The sequence below is a fragment of the Citricoccus parietis genome (assembly GCF_042433045.1).
Taxonomy (GTDB): Bacteria; Actinomycetota; Actinomycetes; order Actinomycetales; family Micrococcaceae; genus Citricoccus; species Citricoccus parietis.
In genome coordinates, this window is sequence record NZ_JBHLWH010000013.1 from 34,478 (window position 1) to 46,107 (window position 11,630).

The following is an 11,630-nucleotide window of genomic DNA, read 5'->3' on the forward strand; positions in this document are numbered from 1 at the left end:
CGACAGCGCCGCTTCGGCTTCCCCACGGGTGGCATAGCCACCCTTGGACGGCCGTCGCCGCTTCCCCGTCACCGGATCCGGGCCGGCATCCAATCTGTACGACCAGGTGCCGTGACGCCGCTTGCACGCCAGTGGCCGCCCGTCCCTCCCTCGAGGTAACTCCTCCGGCCGGCACGGGCACCGCTTCCACACATGCCCCTTCATGACTGGGGCTCGCCACGACGTTCAACGATCAACGGTTCGCTCTCCGGATCGCCCTCACCGAATCGTACGGACGGAAACGCGCTCGCTAGCTCGCCCAATCCGCCCTCTTCAAGGGAATGAGACACCGATTCAGGCAGCGCCGCGAAGAGATCGCCAGGGTCCAACGGTGGCCTGATTTCGTGCTCCCAGTAGTCAAGCAGTGCCTCAGCGCTCCACGAGACCGCTTCGGTCTCCAGGGCGCCATTGGAGAAATCGTGCAAGACACTCAGTGCTTCATAGGAGGTCCTAGCCTCGCGCAGTCGGTCGCCGCACTCGCGGTACCGGTCGAATGCCTGGGAATACTCCGTCGAGGCCGTCTTGTACTCATCGTTCAGTTTCAGCATCTGAATAAGGGCCTCAGAGAGCCTGAGCTGAATCCCAGACCCCCGCGGGACGAACAGGTCGTCAACGGTCATGTTTAGGGCTGCCGCCACCGCCGGCAGCTCGGTGGCCCTAACGGACCTCTCCCCCCGTTCGACCTTAGAAATGGTGACGCGAGACCAGTTCAATCCCATCTCGGCAAGGCGCTCCGAGAGCTCTTCTTGGAGAATGCCCGCCATTTGTCGGCCAGCGAGGATGGCACTGCCAATCCCTTCGTCAGTGGGTCGATACATGCAGACAGCCTACAGCGGCATGAAACGAAATGGTTACTAAGAAGGCTTCCAGATGTACCTAAGTCATGTTAGGTTAAGTTACATCCAGTCCGGACGCAATGAACCAATTCAGAACACCTGGAGACGAGATGACAACCGAGAGCACCGCAATGCCCGAACAGCGAACCGTCAGCCTCCCGTATGCCGGCCGCGTGCTGGGCATCGGGAAGAGCACCGCCTACGAGCTGGCCGCACGTGGGGAGTTCCCCGTACGTGTGCTGCAGCTGGGCAGGAAGAAGCTTGTCAGCCGCGCCGAATTGGACTCCTACCTCGATGGAGAGCCCAAGAATGCTTGAGGCGGAAGACTCCCGGCGCACGAGGCGCCGCGAGTTGAGGCCGCAAGACGCAGGAAGGGCGTTCGCACCTGTCTGGGGAGACCCGCGAACGCCCTTCGGAACCAGCCACCAATCAGGAGTCAGGAACCATGACCTATTCTATCGCGCCCAATTTCCGGCATGTCGACCCGCCAGCTGGCTTCAACCTGGACTCGGACGGTCGTATTGCCTACGGTCCCCGATCCGGGAACGTGTACTCGATCTGGACGCCAGACGGAGGCGTTGAGGTGGTGGTCCCCGAGGACACCACCGGCGGTCACCGCCTTGCCGCTGCCCGTGAGCTGCGTGACGACCTCGACGCCGTCGTCGTGGCTCTGGGCATCCTGGGGCTGACGACGTGACCGCGCCCCCACCCTGGAACGGCGGAGCCCGGGAGCACCGCTGATGGGCGCGTCCAACGCGATGATGGTCTCCAATTACTGGAAGCACCTGGGCCACCGTGACCACCGCCTGCTGACCTTCATGGCACTGGTCGCCCTGGACACCGACACACCACCGGTCTACTTCGGCGGCTGGCAGGCCGGCGCCGCGCACCTCGGCCTCGACCCCGAGGCCAACCCCGACAGCGCCTCTGAGTCCTTCCGCCAGGTGATGGCCAAGCTCAAGCGCGCTGGCGCCGTTGTCCCCAACGGCGCCGCGCGTCAGGGCAGTCGGGCCGAGTACGCCCTGGCCCTCGATCCAAAGACAACGGCGGTCCCCACGGTGACGCGCGGCACCACCGGCCGGCCGGTCACCACATGGTCGGTTGTCCACAGGCAGGACCCGCAATCGCAGTCCAGCCCCAACGATTCGTTGCCCCTCAGCCCCAATGATCCATTGCCCCATCAGCCGCAACGATCCATTGGGTTGAGCCCCAATGATTCATTGCCCCCTAGGAGGACTGAGGAACCACTACAGGAATACAGCGAGGATGAATCGGTTGGGTCCCAGCCACACTCACCAGCGCCTGTGGAAAACTCCGGCGCACAGTCGGTGGACGGGATCGACACGGAAACCTACGCCGCCGCCAGCGCCTTCCTCCAAGCCCGGCCGATGCAGCACCTGGCCCTGATGGAACGCGCAGCGGCCAAGCTCGGCCCGGACTGCTCCGTTCGCCGCCAGGTCATCACCGCGGCCACCCTCGCCGGCTGGCAACCGAAAGAGGCCGCGGCATGAGCCCCCGGAAGCCGCCCGCCGTCCAGCCCCCGCTGCTGGCCACCGTCACTCCCCTACCGGCCCAGTCGCTGGAGCACCGCACCCGCGACCTGCTGCACACCCTGAACGCCGCCGGCATCACCGCCGCGGACACCCAGGTCCAAACCCTCGCCGAGCACGGCATGACCGGTCTGGGCTGCTGGACTCCCAGCCTGGCCCTACGTGACCTCGACCAGGCCGCCCACCAACACTTCAGCATCGCCCGACTCGCCCAGCACCTCGCCGAGCAGTCCAACATCCGGGCCACCCGGAAGGAGACCACCCGATGAACACGTTGCGCGTAGACCTCGACAACCTCCGGCCCGTCGTCGCGGCCATGGTCCGCCAATACGGCGGACCCATCCAAGACATCGACGACCTACTCCAAGAGACCTGGCTATCCCTCCAGGGCGTGAGGTTCGACCCGGCCCGCGGCGACTGGCCAACGCTATGCCGCGTGGTCGCCCGACGCCGAGCCCATGACTACTACCAGCGAACCGCCCGCAACGGCGCCCAATGCAACGGAAGCAAAGCAGACAGCCTCGAAGCCATCACCGCCGCCCGCGGAGACTCACACTTCGGCGGCAGCGTGGACGACGACACCGGCCGCGTGGACGACGCCGACGAACTCCGGCACGTGCTCGAAGACCTACACCTCGTCCAGAACGCACTCGGCATGGACGAGGGCCGGGTGGACAACTTCCTGCGCCTGCACCTGATCTACGACGGAGACACCGCAGCGGCCAGCACAGACCTCGGCATTTCAGCCAATGCCCTCCGGGCATCCTCGCGTGAAGTCATCGCCTTGGCCCAGGTCGTCCGCGCAGCTCTGGACTCCACCGACCGGACCCCGTCCATTGTCGCCACGGTGGCCAGGGTGCCCAGCGCGATCGGCCGGCACGCTTCGGTCTACCTGGGCACAGCCTTGGCGGCTGGGGGCGTCACCGCAGTGGATGCGCACGCGCTGGCCAAGACCACCGGGGCGTCGTTCAACACCGCCCGCCAGTACTGGGCACGGGTACGCGACTTGGCCCGGGCCGCGGCGTGGACCTTCGAACGCAGGGGCCGGCCCGCCGTGGACCATGATCAGCTGTTCCCCGGAGGCCTGTGATGCTCTCCCGGTTCCGTCGTTCTCTCCGGGTGTCTGGCCGTCGTGTCCGCAGGGCGCGCCGAGTGTGGATCCGTCGGTCCGTGGACGCCGCCCTGCCTGACGCCATCGCAGACCGGGTGCCCGGGTGGGCGTCTACTCCCCGGGGGCGCGTCATGCTGTCCGCGTTGGCCGTCGTCGCGCTGCTCGGCTGGCTCCTGCTGCTGCTCCTCATCACCCTGTAGACGGCCCACAGGGCTCCAAGCGTCTGGCCTCAGAAGGCGCCGGGAGACTCCCAGGAAACAGCCCCAGACCCTGCCCCTAGAAGCCGGACCTCCGGCCCTACTTTTAGCAGGCACCACAAACACCAAGATTATTCATCACACGTCTGGCACCAAGGTGCACTCGGGGACATTTTGTCCGCGACGGTGTAACGGGTGCCCGTTATGAAAGGACCTCATGATCAAGGCCCGCAGATCCTCTCCTCGTCGTCCTCTCGCCGTCCGCTGCGGGTGGTGTGATGAACCATTGTCGGACCCGTCCATGGGCCGGCGGTACTGCTCGGACGCACACCGCCAGGCCGCCTACCGGGCCCGGCGCCAGCCGGTCTCGGACGAGTCCGAAGTAGACCAGCTACGGGCACAAGTGCGGTCCCTGAAGGACGACCGGCGACTACTGGAGGTCCAACTGCAGGGCGCCGAGACAAGGGCGGCAGACGCGGCCAGGGAAGCAGAACAGTACGCCACCATGTGGGAGGGGATGCTGCGGTCCAATGGTCTGCTGGTGTCCTCCCTCGCGGCCTCGGAAGAGCAAGCTGAGAAGCTACGGATCGAACTGGAGACGTCGGGAGTCCGGCACGCCTACCGCTACGGATACGAGAAAGGACACATGGACGCTGGGAAGCAGATGGCCCGACGGGAAGACGTGGACTACATCACCGCCCGAGCACAGATGGCCGGGTACGTGGAGGGGTACGGGGACGGGTCCAATGGGCGACCCAAGCTGACCATCAAGGACATGCTCCCGAGGCACTAGAGTCACTGCCGCACGGTGGCGAAAGCGCCCCCTCTTGCGGCGGGAACAACACCACAAGAGGGAAACGGCCCTTCGGTAAACCGGCATGTCCGGGCATTGACCAAACCTCCCGTTAGGCGATCCTGGTCAGGCACCGGTAGGCAATGAAGTCGACCACCGTCGCCGTCCGGCGAAACAGTGCCTGTCTACCGGACTTGCGGGAACGTGCCTTTTCCGAGCCCGATGTCCTTTAGGTCGTCCCAGAGCCAGCCTGCTGCCACGTTCGCCACAGGCCGCGTCTCGGACATATCGTCGGCTCCAGTGGTAGTCCATCCAATACCACTGGCCGGTTCGCGGTTCTGCGCGGCGAGCCAGGAACGAATGGTTTCCAAAGTGGTCGAGAAGTACTCCCCTTCCTCTGTCGCATCTCGACTGATTTGGTTGATCACTGCGCGGCCGGACGCCGACCATATCGATTCGTCCCCAGAGGGTGCGAGTTCCTGCATCAACGCCATCGGTGCCCGGATAACGCGTAGTCCGGGAATTCCGCCAATCCGTTCAGCGCCGTCGAACTCCACTTCCAGAAGTACTCCAAACGGGGCCATGGATGAACGGGGCATCGACCACCCCAGCCGAGCGAAAGAATGTGCCAGCGCCTCGTCATAGGCTTGGCAAGCGCGTGCATACACCTCGACTTCGAACTCCATCAAACGCTGTGGCGAGTAGAAATCCCAGACCCAGCCCCCTTTCGGGTACGGCAGGTCCCTCTCGGGCAAATGAGAGACCACGTCAAGAGAGCGCGTCGCGTCCACCCACGAGACCAAATCATCCAACTCCGCGCCGGAATAGAATGCTCGGCCCCCCATCTTGATATAGGCGCTCCGATCTTGATCGACAGCGTCGAATTTCTCCGCCGCCTGCTTCCTAACCTCATTGGCGGGTAACGGCCCGTGCAACAGGGACCCATGCCCCAGGAGACGCCGCGCCAGGTCAAAGCGACGTTCCTGCTCCCAGATCCCGTCCGGTGCCCCCAAGTGGGGGTCTGTTGATAGCTTCTTGAGCGTCGCTTCAGCGATCATTTTCTGCACTTTGGTCCACGGCCAGGCATCACCCTGAGGCGCAACGGCCTCGAGCCAGAATTGCCAATCCGCAACGGGCGACGACGAAAATGGATGAAGTTCCGGCGGGAGAGCGGTCACTCGGTCTGATGCTGGTCTGGACGTCGACAAGGCGACGATGATGCGGTGGCCGGATACACGGACGCCCAGGCCGACCGGACCGCGGACGATCTGAGATGGAAGAACTCCATCCGCCAGGGGGCCTAGGGCATTGGCCCAGGTGCGCAGCGCCCGCAGGAGGCGTGTCCCGCTCGTCGTGGGGTCGAGGTTCTCATCCGCTTCGGTGCGCCAGTCTCGGTGTCCACTGAACGCCCGATCGATGATCCAAGCAGCAGCTCCCGGATTCCCGGCCACCCACTTCCCCAATAGATCATCCACCGCCTCTGGGGTTCGTGCGCTCAACGCTGCTACGGCAGCGGCCCACCGCCACCGGTTGAAGCTCAGGGCGTCGGTCACGACCTCCGCCACCGGCACGTCACCGGTGACAATTGCCTGCGCCGCGAACCAGTGCTGGAAGATCGGCAGGGAAAACACGACGGAATCGCCCGGTCCGTCGGAGACTAATCGACTTGAGTGGGCAATCAGACGGTCGCTGTAGGACAGCCCATCCTTGGACGTCCTCGTGATCCCAACGGCAAGGTCTTGAAGTACAGACCTCGTCTGCTCAGAGGTCACGGCTGGCCGCTCCCTGCCCTTCGCAAGCGCATTCTCGACCAATCCTCGAATCAAATCGGCTTCTCCACTAGGCGCTTCATTGTTGCCAAGCATGATCCCCGCCGCCAGAGCGAAGAACGGTCGCGTCACGGTGGCCCGCATGTCCTTTGTCCAGCGCCAAGTGCTGTGCGCCTTGCCCGCGGTGAGCTCCACCAACTCGAGTGCCGCGTTCTCGTCAAAGAGCTTTGCCCGCACCGTTTCCTTGTCGGTTGGCGACAGAATGCCCGGACGTGCGGTTAGCAGGACCCGAATGTTCGAAGCCGTTCTTGTCAGGATGCGAGCGGATTCCAACAGATTCTGCGCTGTTGCAGGGTCGGTTTCGTCCAAGCCGTCAACCACGATCGATGCGCCTCGCCCACGGCGCCAGGCGGACCCGAGCTGTCTATCGACGGCTTCCTCGAGTGTTTGTCCGAGCACGTCCCGCGCACTCAGCCACACCGGGAAAGGAGCGTTCCCGTCTGTCATCAGATCTTTGATTCCGGTGCGGTGCCAGGTCTCCGCGGTCTCGGACTTGCCCGACCCGAAGTCCCCGAGCATCACGACAACGTCGCCGGGTATGACCTCCGGGACCTCGATTCGGCCGAAGTGCAGATCCAGGGCGGTCTCGTCGACCTCAAACGATTGCAGGCGCACCGTCCGACGTGCCTCAGAGCGGTGCTGCAGCACCCGCGCGAGGTCGTTCGAGCTCAAAGCCGCGCCTGGACCAGCGTGCTGGAGGAGCGCCTCCCGCACGGTGACGTTTCGTTGCTGAGCCCACTTCTCGCTTAGCTCGGTTCGTTCGGCGTCGCCGAGTGACGCCGCGATTGCCGGATAGGTCAGCTCGACCATTCGTAGTGCGCGGGAAAGGTGGTCAGCGGCGGTCGCCCAGTCGCTCGATCCAGCGGACAAGAGGTCGTCAAGCCGCCTCGTCAGTGTCCCTTGGATATCCTCGACCGGGGTGGAAAGCTCCTCGACGGTTAGGGTCCTAAGCCACTTTCGATAGGTTCGCCCTTTGCACGTGAAGTCGAGCCTCTTTCGAACCCGACGCCACACGAACCATCGAAACCCTGCCTTGCGTGCCAATGCCCGCGCCGCGGGCGCTGCCAGACCTCCGAGAAGACGGCCGCCGCCGGCAAACAGAGCAGAGCTCGCCAATCCACTCATTGAGTCTCCTTTATCATCGAGGTCAACACCCTGCTTGATGCTCTCAGAGTTTTCGAGTGAGTTTGCCCGGTCCTGAGCGGAGACAACGATTCAGCCGTCGCACAGATCAGATGGGGTTTCAGAAGGCGACGTCCCGGATGTCAGACGTGCCCGTCTCCGAACGCCTGAACGACTCCAATGTTGTCCGCCAGGAGAACGACGAATGGTGACGACCTGCGGTGTCATGCCGGACGCTGGAGAGATGCCGACCCGCGGAAGGACCGTCGCCAGGGAACGCCTTCAACGGCCGAGGAACGGGCGCGGCCTCCATTTGTTTGTCCGTTGGGTGAGCACCCCTCCAACAACGCCCGGCAAGCACACCCAAACTGAGCCTGATCGTGCGACAGTCACGAAGGGCCGTATTACTCTCGAAGAAGTTTCGTGTGAGGTCGGGGCCCCAGCCAGCCGCAAACCAGCTGGGGCCGACAACCGTCACAGCGTCAAAGGTCGTGCCACGTACGAAACAGGATGGCGGCGGTCTGGACGACCTGAAGTGCGATGCGAAGCCAAGCCAGGCGTCCAGACCGCCGTTGCTCCGTTAACGCCCGCTTGAGTGGCTCGTGCTGCGTGCCCATGTGTCCTCCCTTCTGGGTGGTCGAGCGCCCCATCGGCGCTGTGTGACTCCAGTAAAACCACACCGGCGTCCATCGATCCAGTACACTGGTGGTGCGCTTTAACCAGCCAGTCGTGAACTATCTCAGCCTGAATCAGGTGATGTGAGTTCTGGCTGGTTAAGATGTTCCGGTTGTATCGACGTAACGGAGTCAGAAGCATTGGTAGAGATCCTGATCGACTGGACGCGCGCCCCCTCCACCAAGGAGCGGGAGCAACTTCAGCGCCGCCTCCTTCGCTTGCAGGTCCCCGGCCTCCCAGCCCACCTGCAAGCCCTCAACGAGAAGCTCCTGGGCTACGAGAGGTCGGTGGGCAAACTGCGGACTGCTGGTCTGCGCCTCCGCCGACCGTTTGTCTATCTGGGCGCGCCCATCGATGGGGACGGCTCGGACCGCAAGGCTCCGCCGCGCGAACTCCGGCCGCCCGCAACACGGATTTCGTCCGGCCTAGGCTCAGCCCTTCGCCTGGAACTGACCGTCCTCGCTCTACTGCAGTTGCATCGCAAGCCGGGCACGCGCGCTCAACTCGCAGACCTCGAGATCCCCGTCGCCGGCGACAGCCAGCACACAGGCTGGGCCGACCTCGTGGCCGCGCTACCCACCGACAGCAACGTTGGCGGGATCTACCACAACGCCCGCGACAAGCGCGCACGCACCGTCAGAAAGGCCCTAGAACGATTGGAGGCTGCCGGACTCGTCGACGTGCCGGGCAAACCGGGAGAGCGTAACCGCTTCGAGAATTTCGTCCCGCTCAACGAGGCGGGCGTCGAGGCCGACGGCGAGCGTGTGGAGTACGCGACCCCAAAGACATCCGCCGCCGCCTTCACGATGCCCCCCGGTTTCATCCTCAACGGTTGGTTGCATGTCCTCGAAGATTCTGAGATTGCTGTCCTACTGATGGCGGCCTGCGGGGCCGGCGCCTGGAACGACGAGGGCCTCTTAGCTTTCCCTGGCGCGGTGCGGTTGCGGCACTACGGGATCCACCGCGACCCTTACTCAACCGCGCGCAAGGCCCTCGAGTGGTTCGGCTTGCTCGACGTCAAGGAAATCAATAGACACTGCGACGGCCGCGCTCAGGACGACGACCGCTACGTCCACCGCATCGGGGTCCGCACCGCTGGCTTCGAAACCCTGGCCCTGCCGGCCATCCAGGCCGCTATCCAGCAGCAGCTCGATCGCTGACATCCCAATAGATCTGGCCAGCGCCACGAAGCCAGCGGTGCAGCAACGGTGCAGTAACTCAGAGGCACTCACGGATTCTCAGTAACGTGTTCAGATCTTCGCGCGTGGGCACTCGCACACCGTTGAGTCGACGGTGTCTCGCTACAGGAACTTCCACCGGGCACCCATTCAGTTGACGTGGATCAACGGCGGCACGCCTCGGTCAGCATCCCGTAGCCCCCGTCTGGTGGTTCGTCCCGCAACGGGCGCCATACGGCACACCCTGGACAGGTCGGTCGCAGCTGCCGCTCCACCTCTCGGGCGCTGATCAGCTGCTCCCGCTCCTGCTCCTGCTCTGTCTGACGACGTCGCCGGTACGCAGCTTACCTGTGCGATCTACCTAGTACGCCCGGATGGACGGCTCTACGGACCTTGGGCATTGGTCCATTCATAACGGGCATCCGTTACACCGTCGCGGACAAAACGAGACGGAGTGCACCTTGGTGCCAGAGGTGTGATGACTGATATTGCGTTCCGCGACTGTGCGCAGACTAGGAGCGGCATGTCAGACAGCGAGGGCGATGACATGACGTCTGTGTTCCCGGAGGCGAGAAGCTGGAGGCGGGGGCGTCGCACGCCTCTTGGGCAGAGGGGCAGGTACGTCGACTCACGATTCTGTCTCACTGGGAGGCCTTGCCGATTCTCCAGCGGCATCCGCCCGCAGCACCCGTTTCGTTCGGCCACGCCCGAACAAACCCAACTCAAGCGGCACAACTCCCGATACTATCGAGGGTGTTGGCCTGCCTGGGCCGTAGAGCGAGGGAGGACCAACGTGGCTGAGCCGTGGCTTTCCGCAGATGACATCGCCGTCCACCTCGGGGTCACCAAGGACACCGTCTACACCTGGATCGCCGAGAAAGGCATGCCCGCGCACAAGGTCGGGCGCCTCTGGAAGTTCCAGACCGGCGAGATCGACGATTGGGTGCGACGAGGTGGCGCTGCGGCCCCGTCCGAGCCCTTCCCGCCAGGGTGAGTATCTCGCCGCACTGAGCCGCCGCCGAAGCCTTGTCGGTGGCGCCCCATATCCTGATCCACTGCCCAGAAACCGGAAGGATGCACCGGATGAGAGTCACGTCGCAGATGCACGGCCGCTACGCGCTGTCGTTCACCAGCGGTGCCCTCTTGACCCGGGAGGCCGTGATCGCTGCGCCGCTCTACCTGGACATCCGTGACTGGAGGGCTGTTCGTGACCAACTCGGCGCGGATAATCTGCTCCAGGCGAGAACCGCATCATCGGGGTTCCGGCTGGCGCGCGAGGTCGCTCAACGGTTGGCGGTGCTCACAGATGCCGAGCTGGCGTTACTAGGAGATGCCAGCCCTAGCGAGCGCGGTCACCTGATGTGGATTGCGGCGTGCCGCCGCTACGCGTTCATAGGCGACTTCGCTGAGGAGGTCGTGCGCGAGCGATTCCTCCTGCTCACCCCCGCGTTGGGCTACGAAGACTTCGAGAGTTTCGTTCGAGGGAAAGCACTGTGGCACCCGGAACTCGCTGAGGTGAAGGACTCGACGTTGCGCAAGCTCCGCTCGACAGTCTTCCAGATGCTCGCCGAGGCTGGTCTGCTCGTCGGCGACGAGATCGTCCACGCACTCCTGTCCGAACGCGTCCGAGACGCGCTGGACGCGCAGGTACCGAGCGATGTGCGGTTCCTCCCGACTCGCGACAGCAAGGAGGACACGCTGTGACGCCGCATGAACTCACTCGCCAGGAGGCGCACCTGTTCGCAGTGCTCAGTGGTGAGCGCTTCCTGAAGATGGAGGGTCTGTCGAACGAGGTCCCGTTCTTCATCTACCCCTACGAGCCCGAACACGCCCTTGACGTGGCGAAGGCGAATAAGCGAGTCAAGAACCGGCTGGCGAGCCAGGGCGTCGAGGTCCGCGAGATCAACCTCTACGACCTGTCGGTCGAGGTACTCAAGGAGCGCGGTGACTGGGACGAAGTACTTGAAGTCGAGCCCGAGCTGGACAAGGGCGAGTTCACCGAGATGTTGCAGTCCATGCTCAACCCGCAGAAACAGCTCGCGCCCGCGATCCGGGAGCGGCTCGCGGACGGCGGGTTCGACATTGTGTTCCTAACTGGGATCGGCGAAGTCTTCCCCTACATCCGTTCCCACAACGTGCTCAATAACTTGCAGAGCGTCATCGTGGGCAGACCGATGCTCATGTTCTTCCCCGGCCGCTACGAGCAGTCCGACACCCTCGGCTCGTCGCTGGTGCTGTTCAGCAAGTTGAAGGACGACCAGTATTACCGCGCCAAGAACATTCTGGAACAGGAACCGTGA

The 11,630-nt window shown here is 64.0% G+C and carries 13 protein-coding genes and 1 pseudogene; 11 read left to right on the forward strand and 3 right to left on the reverse strand.

Features of this window, described 5'->3' with window-relative positions; genetic code table 11:
* Positions 1–9: 9 nt before the first annotated feature.
* Positions 10–204: pseudogene (locus tag ACFFIO_RS04210) on the reverse strand (Arm DNA-binding domain-containing protein); the annotation flags it as partial.
* A complete protein-coding gene (locus ACFFIO_RS04215) occupies positions 201–857 on the reverse strand; it encodes a helix-turn-helix domain-containing protein (RefSeq protein ID WP_378040333.1) in 657 nt (218 codons plus the stop codon). The gene ACFFIO_RS04215 and the pseudogene ACFFIO_RS04210, both read right to left, overlap by 4 nt.
* Positions 858–985: 128 nt before the next feature.
* On the opposite strand from ACFFIO_RS04215, the gene ACFFIO_RS04220 reads away from it, so the two are divergent.
* From ACFFIO_RS04220 to ACFFIO_RS04250, 7 genes are all read left to right on the forward strand, one after another.
* Positions 986–1,192 carry a helix-turn-helix transcriptional regulator gene (locus ACFFIO_RS04220; protein ID WP_378040334.1) on the forward strand — a complete coding sequence of 69 codons (207 nt, stop codon included), beginning with the start codon at positions 986–988 and terminating at the stop codon, positions 1,190–1,192.
* Between the two features lie 128 nt (positions 1,193–1,320).
* Positions 1,321–1,572 carry a ParB N-terminal domain-containing protein gene (locus ACFFIO_RS04225; RefSeq protein WP_378040335.1) on the forward strand — a complete coding sequence of 84 codons (252 nt, stop codon included), beginning with the start codon at positions 1,321–1,323 and terminating at the stop codon, positions 1,570–1,572.
* A gap of 43 nt (positions 1,573–1,615) precedes the next feature.
* Positions 1,616–2,386 (forward strand): hypothetical protein, encoded by a 771-nt coding sequence (locus ACFFIO_RS04230; RefSeq protein ID WP_378040336.1) that lies wholly within the window; start codon positions 1,616–1,618, stop codon positions 2,384–2,386.
* Positions 2,383–2,694, forward strand: coding sequence for a hypothetical protein (locus ACFFIO_RS04235; RefSeq protein ID WP_378040337.1), 312 nt, complete (start codon positions 2,383–2,385; stop codon positions 2,692–2,694). Before ACFFIO_RS04230 ends, ACFFIO_RS04235 begins: the two co-directional genes overlap by 4 nt.
* A complete protein-coding gene (locus ACFFIO_RS04240; protein WP_378040338.1) occupies positions 2,691–3,515 on the forward strand; it encodes a sigma factor in 825 nt (274 codons plus the stop codon). Before ACFFIO_RS04235 ends, ACFFIO_RS04240 begins: the two co-directional genes overlap by 4 nt.
* An 80-nt stretch (positions 3,516–3,595) precedes the next feature.
* Positions 3,596–3,736, forward strand: coding sequence for a hypothetical protein (locus ACFFIO_RS04245; protein WP_378040339.1), 141 nt, complete (start codon positions 3,596–3,598; stop codon positions 3,734–3,736).
* Between the two features lie 283 nt (positions 3,737–4,019).
* Complete coding sequence (locus tag ACFFIO_RS04250) at positions 4,020–4,526, forward strand: hypothetical protein (RefSeq protein WP_378040340.1); 507 nt, start codon at positions 4,020–4,022, stop codon at positions 4,524–4,526.
* 185 nt (positions 4,527–4,711) lie between these two features.
* Here ACFFIO_RS04250 and ACFFIO_RS04255 read toward each other — a convergent pair whose 3' ends face one another.
* The gene (locus ACFFIO_RS04255) at positions 4,712–7,165 is read right to left on the reverse strand and encodes an NACHT domain-containing protein (RefSeq protein WP_378040341.1); all 2,454 of its coding nucleotides are present in this window, start codon (positions 7,163–7,165) and stop codon (positions 4,712–4,714) included.
* A 1,127-nt stretch (positions 7,166–8,292) separates the two neighbouring features.
* Here ACFFIO_RS04255 and ACFFIO_RS04260 point away from each other — a divergent pair.
* The 4 genes from ACFFIO_RS04260 to ACFFIO_RS04275 all read left to right on the forward strand — a co-directional run bounded on the left by ACFFIO_RS04260 (position 8,293) and on the right by ACFFIO_RS04275 (position 11,630).
* Positions 8,293–9,312, forward strand: coding sequence for a hypothetical protein (locus tag ACFFIO_RS04260; RefSeq protein ID WP_378040342.1), 1,020 nt, complete (start codon positions 8,293–8,295; stop codon positions 9,310–9,312).
* Positions 9,313–10,123: 811 nt separating this feature from the next.
* Positions 10,124–10,324, forward strand: a complete 201-nt coding sequence (locus ACFFIO_RS04265) for a helix-turn-helix domain-containing protein (protein WP_378040343.1) — start codon at positions 10,124–10,126, stop codon at positions 10,322–10,324.
* An 89-nt stretch (positions 10,325–10,413) separates the two neighbouring features.
* Entirely contained in the window at positions 10,414–11,034 is a 621-nt protein-coding gene (locus ACFFIO_RS04270) for a DUF1819 family protein (protein WP_378040344.1), read from the forward strand.
* Complete coding sequence (locus ACFFIO_RS04275; protein ID WP_378040345.1) at positions 11,031–11,630, forward strand: DUF1788 domain-containing protein; 600 nt, start codon at positions 11,031–11,033, stop codon at positions 11,628–11,630. Before ACFFIO_RS04270 ends, ACFFIO_RS04275 begins: the two co-directional genes overlap by 4 nt.